Source organism: Acinetobacter schindleri, from assembly GCF_010918895.1.
GTDB classification, from domain to species: domain Bacteria; phylum Pseudomonadota; class Gammaproteobacteria; order Pseudomonadales; family Moraxellaceae; genus Acinetobacter; species Acinetobacter schindleri.
This window is the reverse complement of the sequence record NZ_CP044483.1, coordinates 383,948-404,815: the sequence shown is the minus strand read 5'-3', so window position 1 is coordinate 404,815 and position 20,868 is coordinate 383,948. Positions and strand designations below refer to the sequence as shown.

The window sequence follows — 20,868 nt, the reverse complement described above, 5'->3', positions numbered from 1 at the left end:
AATTATATGGGTACACCAATCGTAATCGCTAAAAAAACCGCCGATACTACACAGGATATCGTGCTGCATTCTCAGCTTGCCAACCGCCATGGTCTGATTGCCGGTGCAACCGGTACTGGCAAGACCGTGACATTAAAGGTACTGGTAGAAAGTTTTTCCCGAATTGGTGTACCTGTATTCTTGGCCGATGCCAAGGGCGATGTTTCCAGCTTGGCGAAAGCCGGGGAAAGTAATCCCAAATTTGATGAACGCATTAAAAGCCTGAATATCGAGTCCATCCCTTTTTCAGCGTCGCCTGTGGTGTTCTGGGATTTATTTGGCGAGCAAGGCCATCCGATTCGCACTACCATTTCCGAGATTGGCCCCCTCCTTCTTGCCCGTATTTTGAATCTAAACGACACTCAGGAAGGTGTGCTCTCAGTCATTTTCCGTATTGCTGATGATCAAGGCCTATTACTGATCGACTTTAAAGATTTAAAGGCCATGATCAGTTATGTTACTGAGCATGCTGCCGAATTTAAGGCCGACTATGGCAATCTGTCTCCTGCCAGTCTGGGTGCGATTCAACGCAATCTGCTTGCCTTGGCTGATCAAGGTGGTGAGCAATTCTTTGGTGAACCAGCGCTGGATCTGATGGATTTTTTACAAACCGACAGTCAAGGTCATGGCAATATCAACTTGCTTGCTGCTGACAAGCTGATAAACACACCTAAGCTGTATGCCACTTTCTTGCTATGGATGCTTTCAGAGCTGTTTGAACAGTTACCGGAAGTCGGCGACCTGGATAAACCTAAACTGGTGTTCTTCTTTGATGAAGCCCATTTGCTGTTTGATAATGCTAGCCCTGCCCTGCAAGAAAAGATCGAACAGGTGGTGCGTTTGATTCGTTCTAAAGGTGTGGGGATTTACTTTGTCACTCAGAATCCACTTGATTTACCCGAAAGCGTTTTAGGCCAACTCGGCAACCGTGTGCAACATGCTTTACGTGCTTTTACCCCTAAAGACCAAAAAGCGGTAAAAACGGCAGCGGATACTTTCCGAGCTAATCCAGAATTTAAAGTTCAGGATGCCATTACTGAGCTTGCCGTCGGTGAAGCACTTATTAGCTGCCTGGATGAAAAAGGCATACCGCAAATTGTAGAACGCGGCTGGGTGATGCCGCCACACTCCTCTTTTACCCCCATTTCTCCTGAAGAACGCAAAACTTTAATGCAACAAAGCATTGTGGCTGGGATTTATGAACAGCAAGTTGATCGTGACAGTGCGCATGAAATGCTGCAAAACAAAGTCACTGAACGCCAGCAACAGCTTCAGGCTGCGGAACTTGCCAAACAGCAAGCCAAAGAACAAGAAGCGTATGCCAAACAAGTCGCAAAAGAGCAGGAAACATTAGCTAAGCAGCAAGCCCGCGAACAGGAACGTCTTGCACGCGAACAGCAGAAAGAAGCTGAACGTGCAGCGAAACAGCGTGAAAAGTTCACCCAAGACATTGTTGGCACCTTTGCTAAAAGTGCCGCACGCACTTTGGGTAGCACTACCGGCCAGAAAATTGTCCGTGGTTTATTAGGGTCATTATTTGGTAAGAGATAACCCTTCTTTCTCCGATTATTTTCTTTATTTTTATGGGATATTTTAATATCCCATAATTTTTTCATGGTTTTTACTTAAAGATGTATTGTGAATATATCTTTAAAGATGTATTTTAAATACATCTTATAAATAACAGCCATGAGAGATCCGCTATGACTCCACAGCAAATTGACCTAGTAAAAGCTACAGTACCTGTGCTTCGTGAAAATGGGGTTGCTTTAACCGGTTATTTTTACAACCGCATGTTAAACAATAACCCTGATCTAAAAGAAACCTTCAACATGGGTCACCAGCGTAGCGGTGCTCAGGCGCAAGCCTTGGCAGGTGCAGTTTTAGCATATGCTGAAAATATCGAAGATCCTTCTGTGTTATTACCTGTGGTTGAACTCATTGCGCATAAACATGTCAGCTTAAATATTAAAGCACCTGATTACGGCATTGTTGGGGAAAACCTGCTGCATTCAATCAGTGAAGTACTCAATATTTCTATGGATGATCCACTGATTGATGCGTGGGCTACTGCATATGGACAATTAGCAGACCTGTTCATTGCGACTGAAAAAGCGATTTATGATCAACATGAACAGACTAAAGGTAGCTGGTTAGGCTGGCGCAATTTCAAGATTGCCAAGAAAGTAGTAGAAAGTGAAGAGATCACTTCGTTCTACCTGGCACCAGTCGACGGCGGACCATTACCGAAGTATGAAGCAGGTCAGTATATTTCTGTACGTGTGTTTGTGCCTGAACTGAATTTGAGACAACCACGTCAATATACGCTTTCAACTTGTCCTCAAGATGAATACCTGCGTATTTCAGTAAAGCGTGAAGATCAAAAAGGTGATTTGGTTCCAGGCTGGGTATCTAATACTTTACATAGCTTGGCAGAAGGCTCAGAAATTGAAGTGTCTGCACCAACAGGCAATTTCTACCTGATTGATCCAAACAAACGTAATGTATTCATCAGTGGGGGTGTAGGTCTGACTCCAATGGTAGCCATGCTAAATCAGTTGGTAACTCTGGATATGCCACAGCCTGTGACTTTCATTCATGCCTGCCGTAGCAAACAGGTGCATGCCATGAAACAGCACATTCATGATTTGAAAGCCAAATATCCACGTTTAAGCACGCTGACTGCTTACGAATTCCCGCACCAAGGTGACAAACTGGGTGAAGACTATGATGTAGCAGGCCGTCTGGATCTAAGTACAGTTGATCGTGCTTTATTACCAGAAAATGCTGATTACTATCTATGTGGCCCAATGCCATTTATGGCAGAACAACACAAAGCGCTGGTTGCACGAGGCATTCCTGCTGAGAATATTCACAGTGAAGCCTTTGGTACTGGTGGCGTTCGCCACTAAGCAGTCAGCTTAAACTGAAATCAAGCAAGGGCTAGTCTGGCTGTGTTAGACTAGCCCTGCTTTGTATAAAAACTCTAGATTTATAATGCAGTTAAATAAATTTACCGATTACGCCTTACGGATTCTCATGTACATCGCTCAGCCGAAAGAAATGCCGTATACCATTGCGGAACTCGCGAATGAGCTGCAGGTGTCAGAGAACCATGCCATGAAAATCGTACATTTTATGGCAAAGCAGGACTGGCTCATCACTACTCGTGGGCGAGGCGGCGGCATTCGCATGAATCCGCTCACCTTAAAAATACCATTGGGTCAAATCGTGCGTATCCTGCAACAGGATAGCCAAGTGGTAGAATGCAATACCCCACCCTGTGTGCTGCGTAAAAATTGTGGTTTAAAAGGCATTTTAGATGATGCCGTAGAGCAGTTTTATGCCAGCCTGGATCAATATACGCTCAGTGAAGTGGTAACACCACTGCAAGGTCATTACAGCATCCAGTCACCAATCAGCCTGATCAATCTTTAGTTTTCACTTTCTGCTTACCAAGTCTTGCATTGAAAGTTCGCTTGCCCAAGCGACTTCCTTTATAATAGCTGCTTGTAAATTTAAGTTTGAAGTTGAGCCATGCACCACAGCAGAGGAAAATCGAAAAACAGTAAGGCAGCTGCTGCCCCAAAGCAAAAGATTAGCTATACCAAAAAAGTCGATCCTGCGATTACTGAATACTCTGTGCGCTCGCTCAATTGGCTGCGCAAAGCTGAATTTTTAATGAGTGCACCCAAACTTAACCTGTGTGTTGAAGATACAGGTTATGAAGTGGCATTCGCCGGTCGCTCCAATGCAGGTAAATCCAGTGCCATCAATGCGCTGACCAATCAGAAACAATTGGCACGTGCTTCGAAAAGACCGGGCCGTACCCAGATGATTAACTTCTTCAGCCTCGGCAATCCAGACCAGCGTCTGGTTGACTTACCCGGTTATGGTTATGCAGCTGTACCTGAAAAAATGAAACTGGTCTGGCAGAAAGAACTAGAAAATTACCTGATTCACCGTAAGAGCTTGCAAGGTCTGGTGCTGTTGATGGATATCCGTCATCCACTACAACATTTCGATGTAATGATGCTGGAATGGGCCTATTCACGTCACCTGTTCGTACATGTTTTGCTGACCAAATCAGACAAACTGAATCGTGGTCCTGCGTCCAAAGCCCTGCAGGAAGTCAAAGCAACATTAAATAAAATGAAGCTGAACTTCTCGATTCAATTATTCTCCTCTTTAAATAAAGAAGGTCTGGAAGAACTGGCAAGTGTGATGGCCGGTCGTCTGAACTTTACTCTGGATCAACCAACGGAATTTGACCTGGATAGTATTCCAGAAGCGTCAATCCATGACTTAAACGAAGCTGATGAACCGATTGAATCTGTTGAGCTAGAAGATGAAACTGACTCAGACCCAGATCATGAAATCACTGCAAGTGAATTAAATAATCTGGATGAGCCGGTTGAAGCTGATCAAACAAAGATTGTCGAACAGGAACAGCCAAAATAAGTCCGATGTGATCCAAGTGACAAAATAATGTCCCGTATTGCCTGCAGCGATTCGGGACATTTTTTTCATACTGTATTGATCAAGCAGTGATGGATCCGCCCCATGTCTTTACTCTCACGATTTAAAACAACAAAAATTGGCTCTTCAATTTCCTATTTTATCCAACCGCGCAAAGTTAAGTTTGAATGGCAGGCTACCCCGATTGACTGGATTCCAAATCAGCCTTTTGCCAGTTACTTTGTGAATGAAATTAATAATATTCTGCCGGCCGGTGAATTCTGGTTCTGTCGCCTGTATAACAAGGTTCTCGCTCAGATCACCGACGAAAAATTAAAGCATGATGTACAGGCTTTTATCCGTCAGGAAGCCATGCATGCTCAGGCACATAATTCGGCCAATAAAGAGTATCTATCTGAACGCCAGATTGATATCCAGCGTAATCTGGACATTATGGATTTCCTGTTCAATCAATTGCTGGCCGATCAGCCGCTTGGTCTGAAAATTCCTAAAATCGCAGAACATCAATGGGATCTGTTCCGGCTTGGTGTCGTCGCAACTGTAGAGCATATGACCTGTGTCCTTGGAAAATATGCGCTCTATAACACCGAGTGGGAACGGCTCGGTGCTGATGCAAATATGCTAGATCTGGTGAAATGGCATGGCGCAGAAGAAATTGAGCATCGCAGTGTGGCATTTGACTTATATCGTCATCTTGGTGGCAGATATATTGCCCGCTACTATTTAAGTGTAGTGGTGATTATTGGAGTAATTGGTCTGTGGGTCGACGGTGCAGCACGCTTGTTGGCACAAGACCCTCGTTTTAAGCAGCTGAAACCAGCGGTGTATAAACCTTGGATCTGGAAAGAATGGTTCCGTATTTCACAGCAGGATAATCGTTTGTTACCGAATCCCCTATGGCTGGTTTCTCAGCAACTCGGCTATCTGATGCCATGGTATGATCCGGTGCATGAAGGCAGTACCCATGATGCCCTGTATTATCTTGAGCACTCCCCTGCGGCCAAACGGGCAGGTTTAAAAGTCGCCTAAGCTCTCCTCTTATTACAATTTCTAACAGCAGGGATCATTTCCCTGCTTTTTATTTGACCTAAGATAAAGCTATAGACATGACCATAAGGATGAGCTCATGCAAGCACGGATTTCAGTGATTACACTCGGTGTTCGCGACCTGAAGGCTGCACTACGCTTTTATTGTGATGGGCTGGGCTTTCCCAGCAAAGGCATTGTTGGCAAAGAATTTGAATATGGCGCAGTCGCATTTATTGAACTACAGGCTGGATTAAAACTGGCTTTATGGCCGCAAAGCAGCATCCAGCATGATACCGGACTCGAACCGAGCCTGATGTGTCCCACGCAAATGACCTTGGGACACAATGTGTATAGCCCATTAGATGTCGATCAGGTCATGACTCAGGCTGAAAAAGCTGGAGCCAAGATTGTGAAAGCTGCACAGACCACATTTTATGGCGGCTATGCAGGCTATTTTCAGGATCTAGATGGACATCTGTGGGAGGTGGTTTTCAATCCTCAACTAGAGATGGACTGATCCAGCTGCGGTTCACGGGTATGTCGGTCAACCACGACACTGATCATCATATCACCCTGCACATTCACCACAGTCCTGACCGTATCGAGCAGTCGGTCAATCGGCAACAGGATCGCAATGGCTTCTGCAGGTAGACCCACTGATTGCAGTACCATGATCATAGTCACCATTCCGGCACTTGGAATACCCGGTGCGCCTAAAGATGCAATCATTGCTGTGGCACACACGACCAATTGCTGCCCCAACGTCAGATCAAGTCCCATGAGGTTGGCAATAAACAAAGCTGCTGCGGCTTCATACAGTGCCGTACCATCCATGTTTAGCTGAGTCCCAAGCGGAATGACAAAGCCTGCCGTATGTGGACGTACTCCCAGATTTTCCTGGGCACATTTCATGGATAATGGCATGGTTGCAGAACTGGAACTGGTTGCAAAAGCGGTAATCAAGGCTGCGCGAGTGCCTTTGAAAAAGGTAATCGGGTTCATTTTCCCGAAGATCCACAACAATAATGGTAGAACTACCAGACCGTGGAAAATGGTGGTGCCCGTTACTACAGCAGCAAACTCTGCCAGACGGCTCAGCACCGAAATATCCTCAGTGGCAATCAGCTTGGCCAGTAGCGCAAAAATCCCGAATGGCGCCAGTTTCATGACCCAGCCAATCATCAGCATCATGATGTCAAAGAACTGCATACTGAGCTTACGTACCGTCCGGAACTTGTCTCCCCCTGCCACCAGTGCCACACCGATAAAGAGTGCAAAGACCACCACTGCCAGCACATTACCATCGGCAAAGGCCTTAAACGGATTGATCAGGGTATTCTGAATAAAGTTGGTAAAGAATGAAGACGGCGTTAAGGTATCCGGAGTTTTATGCTGAGCCATGGCATCCTGGAACATTACTACATCGACACCCTTGCCTACATCAAACAGATGGGCACAAGCCAATCCCAAGATTAAAGCCAGGGTGGTCGTGGTGACACAGCATGCCAAGGTAATTTTCCAGGTTCGGCTCAGCTGACCACCAGCTTGCAGATTCGATACTCCAACCACAATCGAGCTAAAGATCAGTGGAACCAGCAACATTTTTAGCAAACCAATAAAGATGCTGCTCATGATACCCAGACTATACAGGCTGAGCTCTTCAAACGTGGTTTGCGGGAAAAGATTTAATAAAAAACCAAACAGGACACCCAATACTGCGGCAACTAGAATCTGCGTATTTAAGCTCATCTTCATGGACATTTTAATATCGAACTTATCCGGCACTATGCCATGCAAGTTTCGGATAATCGAGTAAAATTTTATAAACGCTTTACAGCAAAATATCTTTTATTATTCATTTAATCCATATGGTGATGTACCGAATTTTGGCACGCGATGTGCTTAATCAGTGCAATAAGCTGGTTTTATACAAAGGAAATATACGTTCATGAAAAAAATGATCATTGCTGTTGCACTCATTTGCAGCATCGGGCAGGTTTTTGCACATTCTTCGGGCGGTAAAGAACAGCAAGGCTGCCATAAGCATTCAAGCAATGATGTGCCACATTGCCACTAACTTCAAATCATACCCATAAAAAAGCCGGAACTCTAATCCGGCTTTTTTATTTTGAATCTTACTGGGTTTCAATTTCCCGCAGACGGATCAGTCCTTCTTGGGTAGTACTACAGACCAGTTCCCCATTCTGCCACATACGACCGAAGTTCAGGCCACGTGAGCTGGCACTCACTGTCGCATCCATGTCATAAAGCATCCATTCATCGGCCCGGAATGGCTTATGGAAATACATGGCATGGTCGATGCTGGCACATTGCAGGTTTGGTGAAATATAGCTCAGACCATGTGGACGCAATGCTGTCGTCATCAAGGTAAAGTCTGAGTAGAAGGCCGCAATTGCCTGATGCAGCGAAACCTCATCAACTTCCGGAGCGACTTGGCCATGGGTACGGATATAGTGCGCATAATTTGGCGCTTCCGGTTGCGGCTGGAATGGATTCACCGGCATCACAGGACGAATTTCTACATGGCGATCACGCATAAATGAAGCACGGACATTTTCCGGTACAAATTCAACAATCTGATGCTTCAGTTCTGCCTCATTTTTCAGGCTGTCAACTGAGGGATATTCTGGTTCAGAAATCTGATAGTTCAAGCCTTCTTCTGGTTCGGCAAAAGACACCATACACATAAAGATAGTACGGCCATGCTGAATCGCACGCACCTGACGACTGGCAAAACTCTTGCCATCACGAATACGATCTACTTCATAGATAATCGGTGCATTGACATCTCCTCCAAACAGGAAATAGGCATGCAATGAATGTGCTGGACGATCTGTCGTATACGATGCAGCACGCAAAGCCTGTCCTAATACCTGCCCACCGAATACGCGCTTGCCTACCAGGTTACGGCTAATTCCACGGAAAATATTCTCTTCCAGCTTTTCCAGGCTAAGCAATTCAACCAGTTCTTGTGTTAAGACATTCATAGGCAACCTATACGATGTTCGGGATATCCAAAATTGGAAAAATAACAATGTGCTTCATTTCTGGTAATATTCTGCCATAAATTCTGAGTAAATCCCTAGAGATTGACTGACTGACCTGTCATTCCCTTAATGGACGTTTCGCTAAAAAAAACGTTTTTTCACGTTAAAATCAAAGAACTTTTGTAGAATTTGTTAGAAAATGACATATTGTTTTCAAATACAATCTATCAAAATAGATCCCCCTCAGAAATCCTGTGGTTCTGGTCAGTAAAATTAGGAGTAGGTATGTCCAAGAGTGGCTTTGGTCAAATGTATCGCAAGCTTTCAAGTAAGATGCTTGAACTTGTGGTTACCCCGCATGTACTTGGGGAAGTACCAACGGAAGTCCCTGCTCCAGCGGCTGACCAGCAAGATCAGAAAAAAATTGTCTGTTATGTTCTGCAAAACCATTCTCGCAGTAATGCGCTGGTGGTAGATGGTGAAACCCGTCGTCTCAAATTGCCTGCTGCACTTGATCCAATGGATTTAGGTACGCGCCGGGAAAAAGCTTCGGTATTGTTCCTGCAATATCATGATGAAAGCAATCTGCTGAGCTCGCCGCCACATGCTTTTCCACCACGTCTGCTGCGTTTGATTGAAGTACTGGAACAGAATCCAGAACTGGATGTGGAACTGATTCCGGTGACCGTGCTATGGGGTCGTGAGCCAGAGAAAGAAGATTCCTGGTTCAAATTGTTATTTACCGATACCTGGTCAACACCAAGCAAGATGAAACAGCTGGTGAATATTGGTCTGCATGGTCGTCAGTCTTATCTGGAGTTCCATGAAGCACAGTCTCTGCGTGCACTGATTGATCATGCCAAAGTGACACATCCGAACCTGTCTCCAGCAACTTATATTGTCAGCACCTTGAATGACTATCTGGATGCCCAACGAGAAGTAGTGCTGGGACCTGACCTTTCAGATCGCCGTAATGTGATGCAGGGTCTGATCAAATCTCCAGATGTGCAGGCGGCTATCCGTAATGAAAGTATCCGCAGCAAGATCAGTGTGGATGAAGCTGAACGCCGTGCCATTGGTTATTTAAATGAAATCGTATCAGATTACTCCAACTCAACCGTACGTTTTGCCGATAAGGCCCTGACCCGTCTCTGGACTCAGCTCTATGACGGCATTGATGTACATAACTTCAGTACGGTACGTGAACTGGCGAAAGACTATGAAATTGTCTATGCACCATGTCACCGTAGTCATATCGACTACCTGTTATTATCTTATGTGATTTATCGTCGTGGTTTGATGGTGCCGTACATCGCAGCGGGTGATAACCTGAACATGCCATTTGTTGGCCAGATCTTGCGTGGCGGTGGTGCCTTCTTTATCCGCCGTACTTTCCGCGGTAATGCACTCTATACGACAGTTTTCAAAGAATATCTATATAGCGTTCTGTCACGTAATACTCCACTGGAATACTTTATTGAAGGTGGCCGTTCACGTACCGGTCGTCTGTTACCACCGAAAACCGGCATGCTGGCAATGACCGTGCATGGTCATTTGCGTGGCAAAGCGAAGCCTATCGTATTTGTACCCACCTATATCGGCTATGAACGTCTGATGGAAGGTGCAACTTATGTAGGTGAAATGAACGGTAAGGAAAAAGAAGCAGAATCTATTTTTGGCATTCTAAAAACCTTGCGCAAAATTGAACGTATTTTCGGTAAGGTACATCTGAATTTTGGTGAACCCGTCTTTCTGGATGACATGCTGAAACAGCATGGTGCGGATGAGATCAAGATTGAAAAGAATGATGATCCGATCCCGCCAGCAGTATCTGAAGCAGTAAATAGTTCTGCACAGGCGATTCTGGAAAATATTAACCGTGCAGCCGTCATTAACCCGGTATCCCTGTTGTCACTCATTTTATTAGCGACACCAAAACACACGCTGGATGAGGCGATTTGTATCAAACAGTTAGATACTTATCGTAATCTGCTGACGTCTTTGCCATATGATGAACGTATGCAAGTGACGCCGTTGTCAGGGAAAGAAATCATTGCCTATGCAATGAAATTGAAACTGATCAAACGCGTCAATCATGTGCTGGGCAATATTATCGCCATCGAAGATAATCAGGCGATTTTACTGACCTATTTCCGCAACAATATTGTGCATGCCTTTGTATTACCGTCACTGGTAGCCGCCCTGGTAAATCATAATGGCATTATTCGCCGTGATGATCTGGTGAATATCAGCAGTACCTTATACCCATTCCTGAAAGCTGAACTGTTCCTGAAATGGCATGAAGATGAAATCAAAGCACCAGTAAACACTTATATTGATGCCTTGATTGCAGCGAATCTAATTGCACAGGATGGTGAAAATTTGGTGGCACCTACACCAAACAGCGAAGCGCATCATCAGCTAGAAGTTTTGGCTGCACCTGTCATGCAAAGTATCGAGCGCTATTACATGACGCTGGCACTGATTACCCAACGTGGTTCAGGCAATATCTCCACCCGTCAGGTTGAAGAATTAAGCCATCTGGTAGGTCAGCGTCTGTCTGTACTGTATGAATTCAATTCACCAGAATTCTTTGATAAGGCACTGTTCCAAAGCTTTATCAAAACGCTAACTCAAAAAGGTTATATCAGTACTAATGAAGACAATGCGATTGTCTTTGATGAAAGCTTCAAAAATATCGCTCAGTATGCTGATCTGGTACTGGATGAAGTAAAGCTGCAAATGCTTCATAATCTTACAGCCTTTACGGATGAAGAATTGAAAGAAGCTTTGGATGCCTTGGCAGCTGAACAAGCCAAGAAGCGTGCGAAACGGAAGAAAAAGTAAGATTATTTAAGCTCCTTCTCCCTCTGGGATGAGAAGCACTGCTCGCGAGAGGGATGAGAGAAAATGTTTAAAAACTTACCTCTCCCTAACCCTCTCCTAAAAGGAGAGGGAACTCAACTTTATTCAAGATGAGTGGCTAACTTCATCAATTCTAAATAATCCTCATAACAGTCCGGATGCTTTAACTCATATCCCATTTTTTGCATACGGGTGGCATAGAGCTTTTTACCCGTCACCTGCTCACTTTCTACCTTTAATAAAGGCAATCTCATCTGCTGCTGAAACCATTGCAGAACTTCATGCAACAGTTGTGGCTGGTTATTGGTCAAAATATATGAAGATTCAAGATGTTCCACGTGAATCATCTCAGCCATAAAACGTGACAAGTCTTCAATATGAATCCGATTCGACCAGTGCAGATTTGGATAACTGGTCATAGATCGTGCCATTTTTTCCAAGCGTGCAACTGAAGTTCCATAAATCCCACTTGGGCGGATGATCGTACATTGGTCTGGATAAGCAGCTAAATAAGTCTGCTCCATTTGATGCAGGACTTTGCCTTGCGGATCATTCGGATAAATTGCACTGTCATCACCCACCTGCTCTCCGGCATTCTCACCATAGACCCGGGTGGAAGATACAACAACCAGACGTTGTATCGGATGGGATTTTAGCGCCCTAACAATTGGACCGACTGAGTCCAGATAAGTCTGCTGATAAGCTTCGAGCGTACTCTGGTCAGGACTGAGCAAGACGTAGACCCAGTCAATCGGTGCAAGGCTGCTTAAATCGAGCTGATGCACATCCTGAACATGATGAGTGGCACAGGAATCTGTTTTCGCACTGCGACTGATTGTGCTAATTTGATGACCTTGCTCAAATAATTGTTTAGCTATGCGTGCGGATGTTTTACCATAACCGATAAATAAAATATGCATTCAGCACCGAATCACAAAACCTGGTTGAGGGGACATGGCTGCAGTCCATCAGTTACAAGGTGTCGGCAATGCCGCCGCCACATTACTTGAAAAATTAAATCTGTTCACAACTGATGATTTGCTCTTTCATCTGCCACGTGACTACGAAGACCGTAGCACGATCATTCCCATGAATCAATTGACTGTGGGACGTAGCTATTTGCTGGAAGGTATTGTCAAAGGCGTGGATTTTCCACCGGGTAAACGCAAGTCCATGGCCGTACTGCTGGATGATGATTGCGGCAAGGTGACCCTACGTTTCTATCATATCTATAAAGGTATTACTGACCGTTGCAAAGTTGGTGCAAGATTAAGAGTCTTTGGCGAAGTGCGTGTTGGGGCCCGTGGCCTGGAAATGTATCACCCCGAATTACAGGTCATTACTGAACATACCCCCCTTCCACAGATACAACTTACCGCGATCTATCCGGCAACTGAAGGCCTGACCCAACCCAAATTACGTGAATATATCAAGCAGGCGCTCGCCCTACACAGTGATGATCTGCCGGAATTGTTACCAGCTCAATTCAGCAATGGCTATGACCTGAAGCAGGCACTGGAATATATTCATCATCCTCCAGTCGATGCCAATATGTTGCAGCTGGCACAGGGTTCTCATCCGGCACAGCAGCGTTTGATCTTTGAAGAATTGGTCGCGCATCAGATCAGTTTACTGACCCGCCGTGCTTTTATCCAGCAGATTGAAGCGCCTGCATTTTCACCAAGTAAGCGTTATGCCAAACAGTTGCTCGCGGGTCTACCTTTTGACATGACGGGGGCGCAAAAACGTGTTTCAAGAGAAGTTGCCCATGACATGAAAGGCAACAAACCGATGTTGCGTCTGGTACAGGGCGATGTCGGTGCAGGTAAAACACTGGTTGCTGGTGTGGCGGCCTGTCATGCTCTGGAAGAAGGCTGGCAAGTGGCCCTGATGGCACCAACCGAAATTCTAGCAGAACAGCATTATTTAAATTTTAAAAAATGGTTTGAGCCACTGGGACTGACTGTTTCCTGGCTATCTGGCAAGCAAAAAGGTAAATCCCGTACTGCGGCAGAACAAAGCATTAGAGATGGTAGTGCCAATCTGGTGGTCGGCACCCATGCCTTGTTTCAGGAAAATGTCGAGTTTGCCAAATTGGGGCTGGTAATTATTGATGAACAGCATCGCTTTGGTGTGGATCAGCGTCTAGCTCTACGCAATAAAGGGCTGGATGGTATGTCCCCACATCAACTGGTCATGACGGCGACACCAATTCCACGTACCCTGGCCATGTCTGCGTATGGCGATCTGGACACTTCAGTTATTGATGAACTGCCACCAGGTCGTACTCCGATTCAGACCGTAACTATCCCACTGGACCGCCGTGAAGAGGTACTCCAACGTATTGCCACCAACTGTGCTGAAGGTAAGCAAGCGTATTGGGTCTGTACTCTGGTCGAACAGTCGGAAACTTTAGATGCCCAAGCAGCCGAAGCCACTTTTGCCGAAATTAAGGAACGCTTCCCGGAAATCAATATCGGTCTGGTCCATGGCAAGATGAAGCCTGATGAAAAGCAGGCGGTGATGCAACAATTTAAAAATAATGAATTGCAGCTATTGATTGCCACGACCGTGATTGAGGTGGGTGTCGATGTACCGAATGCTTCTCTGATGGTGATTGAGAATGCTGAGCGTCTCGGCCTCTCACAACTGCATCAGCTGCGTGGCCGTGTTGGTCGGGGTGCCAAAGCCAGTTTCTGTGTACTCCTGTATAAGCATCCTCTTTCTCAGAATGGTCAGGAACGTTTGCGTATCATGCGGGAAACCAATGACGGCTTTATTATCGCAGAAAAGGATCTGGAACTGCGTGGTCCAGGTGAACTGCTTGGCACCAAACAAACCGGAGATATGGGTTTCCGGGTAGCCAAGCTGGAACGGGATGACCACCTGCTTAATCAGGCACATTATGTGGCGCAGCAGATGTTAAAGGATTATCCGAAACAGGCCGATGCGTTATTAAAACGCTGGTTACCTGAGGCACCACGTTATGCCTATGTCTAAACTGATTCAGCAAGGCAAGCATTGGCTGGGCAAGTTACAACCCTGCCAGCTTTGTCACAACGATTATCAAACAATTCATTCAGTATGCCAGGATTGCTGGAACCAGCTACCCTGGGCACATCAGACCATCCAGCGCCAGGAAATGCAGGTACAGATTGCCTGCCATTATGACTATCCGATGGATCGTCTGATTCAGTTGTTCAAATATGAGCAGAAGCTTTATCTGGAAAACTTGTTAGCAGGCGCGCTTATCAGTTTAAAACTTCCCAAAGTCAGCGCAGTCGTCCCGATGCCAATCTCAACAGACAAATTGGTACAGCGCGGCTATAACCAGTCCTTACTGCTGGCTAAACAGGTCGCAAAGCATCTTCAAGTTCCAGTTTGGCAACCGGTGAGCCGGCTCAAACAGCATTCACAAAAAGGCTTAAGCCGCCTGGAACGGATTGAAGGTATTGAAGCACAATTTCAGATCAGTACATCATCAAAATTGCGTTATCGTAAGGTGCTGGTTATTGATGATGTGGTAACAACTGGTAGTTCAATTCGTGCACTTAATCAGAAGCTCGAAGAACTTGGCTGCCAGCAAATTTATACAGCCTGTGTCGCAGGTGCAAAGCTTTAAATTAAGCTTGGGCTAAAAGATTTGACTTCACCCATGGAATTACAATTTCTGTGGTTAACGGGGCCAGCGCTAAGTCTTGTTCATTGAGATCAATCCATTTCATCTCGGCAATCTCCGCCTCAATTTTGGGCATTTGATCCAGTTTGACCAGATATACATAACTGACCAGTTGGTGGTCGGGTTCATTCGCGGTCTTCGTTTCAAAACGACCAACAAATTGCTGCACTTCAGCCTGACAGCAGATTTCTTCCTGAATTTCACGAACAATCGTCACTTCAGGTGCTTCATTCGGTTCCAGCTTGCCACCCACCTGCATAAAGCAGCTGGTGCCTTTCTTACGCACAACCAATAATTGCTGTGCTTCATTCAGTACAATGCCGGCGGCAACAGTAATAACTTTCATAACAACTCAAATTTAAAAATGATCAATGGGCTTATTTCACGAGATCTTGCTGATCAACCATCCCCCATTTCGCTTGCGGTGGTTGATAATTCTCAAAAGCATCCAGAATTGTTTCAATTTCTTCACTGACAATGAGTTTCTCGGTAAAACGTGCCTTGGTAAAACCCTGTTCAGTCGTGTGCTGAATAAAATGAATCAAACCGGTATAGAAGTTTTCTGCATTTAAAAATGCACATGGCTTTTCATGAATACCGAGCTGTGCCCAGGTCCATTGCTCAAAGATTTCTTCCAGTGTTCCTACACCACCCGGTATCGCAATAAAACCATCTGCCAGTTCTGACATTTTGGTTTTGCGCTCGTGCATATTTTCAACAATATGCAGTTCAGTCAGACCTGGATGGGCCAATTCACGGTCTACCAGCTGCTTTGGAATCACCCCAATCACTTGGCCGCCCGCAGCCAGAGTACTGTCCGCAACAATTCCCATCAAGCCTGAACGGCCACCACCATAGACCAGTGTTTGCTGTCTAGCTGCCAGCGTCTGGCCGACTTTTTCAGCAATCTCGGTATAAACAGGTGCGATCCCCAGTGCGGAACCACAAAAAATTGCGATAGAATTCATCATTTTTCACCATTTAGTTCTAGCTGTATCGCAAGGAATCCCTGATCGAAGCTTTTTTTGAAAAAATAACTGTTCAATCAGTGTTTTTATTCAATTCCTTGTCTAAAATACACCCATTCCAATTTACATACTGCGCAAGGGAGAAAAGACAGCATGCTTGAAGCCTTTTATGCCACAGAGCGCGGTAGCCTAGAAGATGCCACTATTAATGGCGACTTTGATTTACATCAAGATTTGGTTTGGGTCGATCTGATTGCTCCTTCACAGGAAGAGCAGCAATGGATCATGGACGCTTATGAGCAAAATCTTCCTACCCTCAAATCATTAGAAGACATTTCATCCAGTGCCCGATTCTACCGCGATGATGACGGTATTTTGCATATTAGCACTTATTTTTTAACGAAAAATAAAAACTATCAGGTTGAAGAAGATACTGAAGATCAATCCAGCATTTTAGCCACGGTGCAAACCGTCGCCTTCATTCTGCATAAAGATCGGCTGTTTACCTTGCGTGGAGAAAAACTAGTCGCGTTCCGTGCTTTTCGTGCTCGTGCGCGCCGCAATGATTATGAGATTGATTATAAGGATCCGACCTGGATTCTACTTGGCCTGCTTGAAGCCAAGCTGGATGAGCTGGCGGATATTCTGGAAGATGTGCACAAGGATCTGGAAAAATACTCAACCGAAGTTCTGAATAATCGCCATCGTGAACAGATTCTGGATCTGGATGACATGATTACCCGTCTGGCACAGCTCGAGGATATGCTTGGAAAAGCCCAGCTCTGTCTGATCGATTTACGCCGGGTACTGACCTTCCTGTCCCGTCCACGGGCGCTCGGTAGTCATATCTATGATGCGGACATTCGAGAGCTCAGTGAAGATGTACGTTCTCTGGTTGAGCATGATGCTTTCTTATTCCAAAAGGTGCGATTCCTGCTTGATACCACTTCCGGATTCATTAATACCGAACAGAATGACACGATCCGTCGATTCTCGATCTTGCCAAGTATGCTTGCGCCACCGATGCTGATTGCGAGTATTTATGGGATGAACACAGAAGTTCTGCCTTTTGCACATGGCACCACCAGCTTTATTATTGTCGGGCTGATTCTGGTCGCATTCTTCATTGGACCATTGATTTACTTTAGATGGAAGAAATGGATTTGAGCGAGCTTTGAGGCGCTGCTTCAAAGCAAAGCGCAAGAAATCTCTATATTTAATTTATATCTATTTAATCCCTCGTCAACTTCTCTCTAAAAAAGTGAAGAAAATTCCCCCTCCTTTTCCAAAGGAGGAGTTAGGTGAGGATTTTCACCCTCTCTTTAACTCTCCCTCAGGGAGAGAGGACTTGCAATCTATACTTAGATCTATTTGATTTTCATTATTTCTTAAAATTTAATCACAATAAAAAAGCACCTTTCGGTGCTTTTTCTTTTTACTGAATGATCTGTAAATCATTCTCCAGGTGACAGGACTGTATGATCTTCATCACTTTTGCAGGAACAGCTTTAAACTGCAATCCTTTGGCTTGTGGCGTCTGACGTAACCATCTGACCAATATCGCCAAAGCCAAAGTACTGCCACTTTCAAGCTCAGCCAGATTTACCACAATAGGAAAAACTGTCTGTGACTGAATTTCACGCAGCCCCTGTTCATAGTATTGCTGCGCATTGTTATAGTCGATTTTGCCTATAACATGCAGTTCCTGATTACTGAATTTGATCACAGCTCACCTATCTTATTTTTTCTTTTCAACCGCTGCTTCTGCATCTGGCTTGAAGTTTGCAATTGCTTTATCCAAGTTACCGCCATTACGTTTTACAGTCGCTGCAAACTGGTTACGGAACTGTAAACCTAGATCGATACCAGACACGTTGATATTACGGATTTTCCATTGTGAACCTTTATCGGCCAACTGGAAAGAAACCGGAATTTTCTCGCCATTATTATGGAAATCAATGGTCACAACTGGATTTTTGCTACCCGTGTCTTTGTACGGACGCATGCTATAAGACTGGTTGGTATATTTGGCAAATGCTGAACCATAATTTTCAGTCAACGTTTCACGGAAGTTACGTTCAAACTGAGCACGCTGTGCAGCAGAACTATACTGATTAGTTGCATACGTTCCCATCACAATGCGGGTAAATGCTTGTGAATCGATATATGGATCAAGATTCTGACGAATAATAGTTTTCACCAGTGCCGGATTGCTCTGCAACTTGCTATGGTCTGCTTTGAGACGAGCCACCAGGTTATCTGCAACTTTCTTGATAAATGCAGGTGGTGCTTCAGCCGGTGCAGCGAAAACACTTCCGATCGCCATGATAGATAGAATGCTTGCTGCAAGGGTTTGCTTTACTAAAATATTCACTCAAATTTCCTCAATCATTATTCAACAAATGCAGGTTCTGCATCTGTAGCTTCAGAAGTTACTGCATCAGCAGATGCCTCCTGAGTTTCTGATGACTTACTGCCTGCTCCACCTGTCACGAATTTGGTAATTAAATCTTCAATTTCCATTGTGCCCTGGGTATTGGCAATCTGATCACCACGTTTCAAATAATTCAGACCGCCGCCTGGAATAATTTTCAAATACTTTTCACCCAGCAAACCATTGGTTGCTACCATAATGTAAGCATCTTCATCAATATTGGTAATGGATGTCATGTTGTCTAAGAGTTGCTTTTCCATTGCTTTTTGTTGCGCAGGTGCCGCAGCTTCATAGTCAGTGCTGTAACGTAACTCATCTAGGGCTTCTTGCTGTACTTTCTTTAACTGTTCAGCATTAAATGATGTCAATGAACCATCTAGCGTCATATGTACAGTGGCTAATCGGGTGACTGGATCAAGTGTAATCGTATCGACCTGACCGACTTTCACACCGCTTAAAGCCACTTTGGCACGCGGCTTAATGCCATTTACATTTTCAAAAGTTGCTGTCATTTTATAGCTGTCGGCAATATTGGTTCCGACCAAACCACTGACACGCATTGCCAGGAAGAAAATTGCAATTCCAAACAGAATGACAAAAACACCAACGGCCAGTTCACTGGTACGTGATTTCATTAAACACCTCCGAACATGACCGCAGTCAACACGAAATCAAAACCTAAAACACACAACGATGAATACACCACAGTACGTGTTGTGGACGTTGCAATCCCTTCAGATGTCGGTTCACAGGCATAACCCTGATAGACCGCAATCCATGTACAAATCAATGCAAATACAAAACTTTTAATGATGGTACCGTTAAAGATATCCTTGTAGAACTGCACGGTACTTTCCATACCGCTCCAGTACGCGCCTTCATCTGCGCCAAGGAAATCTACACCGACCATTTTACCGCCCATAATCCCCACGGCAGCAAAAATTACGGACAGCATTGGCAGACTGAAAATCCCTGCCCAAAGACGTGGTGAAATGACCCTTTTCAGCGGATCAACCCCAATCATCTCCATGCTGGATAACTGTTCAGTGGCTTTCATCAGACCGATTTCAGCTGTCAATGCGGAACCGGCACGACCAGCAAACAAGAGCGCTGCCACAACCGGTGCCAGTTCGCGTAATAAGGTTAGAGCTACTGCGGTACCTAACATGGCTTCACTGCCGAAGGTAGCCAGAATGGTATACATCTGCAAACCGAGAACAGCACCAATAAACAGACCCGAAACTACGATGATCAGTAAAGAGAGCACCCCAACACGGTACATCTGGTAGACAAATAGCTTAAACCCCAGCCAGGTTGGCATCGAAATCAGAATTTGTAACAGCATCAGGGTCGCAACCCCAATCCCGCGCACACGTTCTATGACACGTCTACCCAATAAGGCAATTGCATTCATGAACGCACCTCATCACTTAAATAAGCCGCATGACTAAACTGATAATCCACAGGCCCCTCAACGGAACCCGTCAGGAACTGCTGAACAAATGCAGAAGGATGTGCTTTTAATTCTTCAGGTGTGCCTTCGCCCTGGATCTTTCCTTCTGCCACTACGTAAATGTAGTCCGCAATGGATAGAGTTTCTGCTACATCATGCGAAACGATAATTGTAGTCAGGTCTAATGCTTCACGCAGGGAACGAATCAGACGTGTTAATACGCCCATCACAATCGGGTCTTGCCCGGCGAATGGTTCGTCATACATGATCAGCTCTGGGTCAAGTGCAATCGCACGTGCTAGAGCCACACGACGGTTCATACCACCAGATAATTCAGAGGGCATCATCTGCTCTGCACCGCGCAGACCGACAGATTCCAGCTTGAGCGCCACGATTTCTGCGATCAAGTGCTCAGGCAATTTGGTATGTGCACGAATCGGGAAAGCGACATTTTCATAGACACTCATATCCGTAAACAATGCACCGCTCTGGAATAACATACCCATACGTGCACGTGCAGCAAACAGCTCACTACGTGACATGCGTGCGATATCCTTGCCATCCAGCAACACCTGTCCCTGATCTGGCGTTAGCTGTCCGCCAATAAGACGTAATAATGTAGTTTTACCGGTACCAGAAGGTCCCATAATGGCAGTGATCTGACCACGTCGAATGTTCAGGCTGACATTCTCATAAATCACACGTTCGCCTCGCTTGAAGCTCAAACCTTTCACTTCTATGAGTGATTGAGTCTCAAACGCTGTTTGATTTTTCATAGCTAAGCGTTTTCCTGCATTTTTTCAGCATGCGTACTATAAAGGATTAACTCTCTAAATGTTACCTTTTGATCGGAATGTTACAATGGCAAAAAGGCAATATCTGAATGAAAAAAATGAGAAAGCATGATCTATTTT

The 20,868-nt window shown here is 45.0% G+C and carries 20 protein-coding genes and 1 pseudogene; 11 read left to right on the top strand and 10 right to left on the bottom strand.

The features are described 5' to 3' along the window. Positions 1-6: 6 nt before the first annotated feature. The 6 genes and pseudogenes from FSC11_RS01900 (at position 7) to FSC11_RS01875 (ending at position 6,064) form a co-directional block, all read left to right on the top strand. On the top strand, positions 7-1,590 hold the full coding sequence (locus tag FSC11_RS01900) for a helicase HerA-like domain-containing protein (protein ID WP_163164831.1): 1,584 nt from the start codon (positions 7-9) through the stop codon (positions 1,588-1,590). Positions 1,591-1,742: 152 nt separating this feature from the next. Next, a complete protein-coding gene (gene hmpA / locus FSC11_RS01895) occupies positions 1,743-2,951 on the top strand; it encodes an NO-inducible flavohemoprotein (RefSeq protein WP_005223350.1) in 1,209 nt (402 codons plus the stop codon). 85 nt (positions 2,952-3,036) lie between these two features. Continuing rightward, on the top strand, positions 3,037-3,477 hold the full coding sequence (locus FSC11_RS01890) for an RrF2 family transcriptional regulator (RefSeq protein ID WP_163164829.1): 441 nt from the start codon (positions 3,037-3,039) through the stop codon (positions 3,475-3,477). A gap of 99 nt (positions 3,478-3,576) precedes the next feature. Next, positions 3,577-4,353 (top strand): annotated as a pseudogene (yihA, locus tag FSC11_RS01885) (ribosome biogenesis GTP-binding protein YihA/YsxC); the annotation flags it as partial. 249 nt (positions 4,354-4,602) lie between these two features. Further along, a complete protein-coding gene (locus FSC11_RS01880; RefSeq protein ID WP_163164825.1) occupies positions 4,603-5,547 on the top strand; it encodes a metal-dependent hydrolase in 945 nt (314 codons plus the stop codon). A 97-nt stretch (positions 5,548-5,644) separates the two neighbouring features. Beyond that, positions 5,645-6,064, top strand: a complete 420-nt coding sequence (locus FSC11_RS01875) for a VOC family protein (RefSeq protein WP_163164823.1) — start codon at positions 5,645-5,647, stop codon at positions 6,062-6,064. On the opposite strand, the gene FSC11_RS01870 is transcribed toward FSC11_RS01875, so the two are convergent. Then, entirely contained in the window at positions 6,046-7,296 is a 1,251-nt protein-coding gene (locus tag FSC11_RS01870) for a dicarboxylate/amino acid:cation symporter (protein WP_163164821.1), read from the bottom strand. The genes FSC11_RS01875 and FSC11_RS01870 overlap by 19 nt on opposite strands. A gap of 199 nt (positions 7,297-7,495) precedes the next feature. On the opposite strand from FSC11_RS01870, the gene FSC11_RS16165 reads away from it, so the two are divergent. Then, the gene (locus tag FSC11_RS16165) at positions 7,496-7,624 is read left to right on the top strand and encodes a hypothetical protein (RefSeq protein WP_005223361.1); all 129 of its coding nucleotides are present in this window, start codon (positions 7,496-7,498) and stop codon (positions 7,622-7,624) included. 58 nt (positions 7,625-7,682) lie between these two features. Here the strand turns inward: FSC11_RS16165 and FSC11_RS01865 are convergent, their stop codons facing one another. Continuing rightward, positions 7,683-8,555, bottom strand: coding sequence for an acyl-CoA thioesterase (locus FSC11_RS01865; protein WP_004809832.1), 873 nt, complete (start codon positions 8,553-8,555; stop codon positions 7,683-7,685). A gap of 285 nt (positions 8,556-8,840) precedes the next feature. Here FSC11_RS01865 and plsB point away from each other — a divergent pair, with 285 nt between their 5' ends. Further along, positions 8,841-11,402: a glycerol-3-phosphate 1-O-acyltransferase PlsB gene (plsB, locus tag FSC11_RS01860; RefSeq protein WP_008303010.1), complete on the top strand. Its 2,562-nt coding sequence runs from the start codon at positions 8,841-8,843 to the stop codon at positions 11,400-11,402. Between the two features lie 119 nt (positions 11,403-11,521). Here plsB and FSC11_RS01855 read toward each other — a convergent pair whose 3' ends face one another. Then, positions 11,522-12,340: an NAD-dependent epimerase/dehydratase family protein gene (locus tag FSC11_RS01855; protein WP_163164819.1), complete on the bottom strand. Its 819-nt coding sequence runs from the start codon at positions 12,338-12,340 to the stop codon at positions 11,522-11,524. A 34-nt stretch (positions 12,341-12,374) separates the two neighbouring features. Here FSC11_RS01855 and recG point away from each other — a divergent pair, with 34 nt between their 5' ends. Then, a complete protein-coding gene (gene recG, locus FSC11_RS01850) occupies positions 12,375-14,420 on the top strand; it encodes an ATP-dependent DNA helicase RecG (protein ID WP_163164817.1) in 2,046 nt (681 codons plus the stop codon). Beyond that, positions 14,407-15,042, top strand: coding sequence for a ComF family protein (locus tag FSC11_RS01845; RefSeq protein WP_004896158.1), 636 nt, complete (start codon positions 14,407-14,409; stop codon positions 15,040-15,042). The genes recG and FSC11_RS01845 overlap by 14 nt, the downstream gene beginning before the upstream one ends. A gap of 1 nt (position 15,043) precedes the next feature. On the opposite strand, the gene FSC11_RS01840 is transcribed toward FSC11_RS01845, so the two are convergent. Beyond that, positions 15,044-15,445 (bottom strand): NUDIX hydrolase, encoded by a 402-nt coding sequence (locus FSC11_RS01840; RefSeq protein WP_005223363.1) that lies wholly within the window; start codon positions 15,443-15,445, stop codon positions 15,044-15,046. 31 nt (positions 15,446-15,476) lie between these two features. Further along, positions 15,477-16,067, bottom strand: coding sequence for an LOG family protein (locus FSC11_RS01835; RefSeq protein ID WP_008303018.1), 591 nt, complete (start codon positions 16,065-16,067; stop codon positions 15,477-15,479). Between the two features lie 153 nt (positions 16,068-16,220). Here FSC11_RS01835 and FSC11_RS01830 point away from each other — a divergent pair, with 153 nt between their 5' ends. Next, the gene (locus FSC11_RS01830; protein WP_004809844.1) at positions 16,221-17,234 is read left to right on the top strand and encodes a CorA family divalent cation transporter; all 1,014 of its coding nucleotides are present in this window, start codon (positions 16,221-16,223) and stop codon (positions 17,232-17,234) included. Between the two features lie 268 nt (positions 17,235-17,502). On the opposite strand, the gene FSC11_RS01825 is transcribed toward FSC11_RS01830, so the two are convergent. The 5 genes from FSC11_RS01825 to FSC11_RS01805 are packed head-to-tail and all read right to left on the bottom strand — an operon-like array spanning position 17,503 to position 20,730. Next, positions 17,503-17,793: an STAS domain-containing protein gene (locus tag FSC11_RS01825; protein ID WP_008303021.1), complete on the bottom strand. Its 291-nt coding sequence runs from the start codon at positions 17,791-17,793 to the stop codon at positions 17,503-17,505. A gap of 12 nt (positions 17,794-17,805) precedes the next feature. Further along, entirely contained in the window at positions 17,806-18,441 is a 636-nt protein-coding gene (locus FSC11_RS01820; RefSeq protein WP_205681848.1) for an MlaC/ttg2D family ABC transporter substrate-binding protein, read from the bottom strand. A 17-nt stretch (positions 18,442-18,458) separates the two neighbouring features. Then, complete coding sequence (gene mlaD / locus FSC11_RS01815; RefSeq protein WP_004809851.1) at positions 18,459-19,136, bottom strand: outer membrane lipid asymmetry maintenance protein MlaD; 678 nt, start codon at positions 19,134-19,136, stop codon at positions 18,459-18,461. Further along, entirely contained in the window at positions 19,136-19,915 is a 780-nt protein-coding gene (gene mlaE, locus FSC11_RS01810; RefSeq protein WP_004809853.1) for a lipid asymmetry maintenance ABC transporter permease subunit MlaE, read from the bottom strand. The genes mlaD and mlaE overlap by 1 nt, the downstream gene beginning before the upstream one ends. Then, positions 19,912-20,730, bottom strand: a complete 819-nt coding sequence (locus FSC11_RS01805; RefSeq protein WP_004809856.1) for an ABC transporter ATP-binding protein — start codon at positions 20,728-20,730, stop codon at positions 19,912-19,914. The genes mlaE and FSC11_RS01805 overlap by 4 nt, the downstream gene beginning before the upstream one ends. Between the last annotated feature and the right edge of the window lie 138 nt (positions 20,731-20,868).

What these genes read in the sequence shown, in the direction of transcription:
- FSC11_RS01805 (WP_004809856.1), bottom strand. Translation starts at nt 20,730, where the DNA reads ATGAAAAATCAAACAGCGTTTGAGACTCAATCACTCATAGAAGTGAAA.
- hmpA (WP_005223350.1), top strand. Translation starts at nt 1,743, where the DNA reads ATGACTCCACAGCAAATTGACCTAGTAAAAGCTACAGTACCTGTGCTT.
- plsB (WP_008303010.1), top strand. Translation starts at nt 8,841, where the DNA reads ATGTCCAAGAGTGGCTTTGGTCAAATGTATCGCAAGCTTTCAAGTAAG.
- FSC11_RS01845 (WP_004896158.1), top strand. Translation starts at nt 14,407, where the DNA reads ATGCCTATGTCTAAACTGATTCAGCAAGGCAAGCATTGGCTGGGCAAG.
- FSC11_RS01835 (WP_008303018.1), bottom strand. Translation starts at nt 16,067, where the DNA reads ATGAATTCTATCGCAATTTTTTGTGGTTCCGCACTGGGGATCGCACCT.
- FSC11_RS01900 (WP_163164831.1), top strand. Translation starts at nt 7, where the DNA reads ATGGGTACACCAATCGTAATCGCTAAAAAAACCGCCGATACTACACAG.
- FSC11_RS16165 (WP_005223361.1), top strand. Translation starts at nt 7,496, where the DNA reads ATGAAAAAAATGATCATTGCTGTTGCACTCATTTGCAGCATCGGGCAG.
- FSC11_RS01865 (WP_004809832.1), bottom strand. Translation starts at nt 8,555, where the DNA reads ATGAATGTCTTAACACAAGAACTGGTTGAATTGCTTAGCCTGGAAAAG.
- FSC11_RS01880 (WP_163164825.1), top strand. Translation starts at nt 4,603, where the DNA reads ATGTCTTTACTCTCACGATTTAAAACAACAAAAATTGGCTCTTCAATT.
- FSC11_RS01890 (WP_163164829.1), top strand. Translation starts at nt 3,037, where the DNA reads ATGCAGTTAAATAAATTTACCGATTACGCCTTACGGATTCTCATGTAC.
- mlaD (WP_004809851.1), bottom strand. Translation starts at nt 19,136, where the DNA reads ATGAAATCACGTACCAGTGAACTGGCCGTTGGTGTTTTTGTCATTCTG.
- mlaE (WP_004809853.1), bottom strand. Translation starts at nt 19,915, where the DNA reads ATGAATGCAATTGCCTTATTGGGTAGACGTGTCATAGAACGTGTGCGC.
- FSC11_RS01830 (WP_004809844.1), top strand. Translation starts at nt 16,221, where the DNA reads ATGCTTGAAGCCTTTTATGCCACAGAGCGCGGTAGCCTAGAAGATGCC.
- FSC11_RS01870 (WP_163164821.1), bottom strand. Translation starts at nt 7,296, where the DNA reads ATGAGCTTAAATACGCAGATTCTAGTTGCCGCAGTATTGGGTGTCCTG.
- recG (WP_163164817.1), top strand. Translation starts at nt 12,375, where the DNA reads ATGGCTGCAGTCCATCAGTTACAAGGTGTCGGCAATGCCGCCGCCACA.
- FSC11_RS01855 (WP_163164819.1), bottom strand. Translation starts at nt 12,340, where the DNA reads ATGCATATTTTATTTATCGGTTATGGTAAAACATCCGCACGCATAGCT.
- FSC11_RS01875 (WP_163164823.1), top strand. Translation starts at nt 5,645, where the DNA reads ATGCAAGCACGGATTTCAGTGATTACACTCGGTGTTCGCGACCTGAAG.
- FSC11_RS01840 (WP_005223363.1), bottom strand. Translation starts at nt 15,445, where the DNA reads ATGAAAGTTATTACTGTTGCCGCCGGCATTGTACTGAATGAAGCACAG.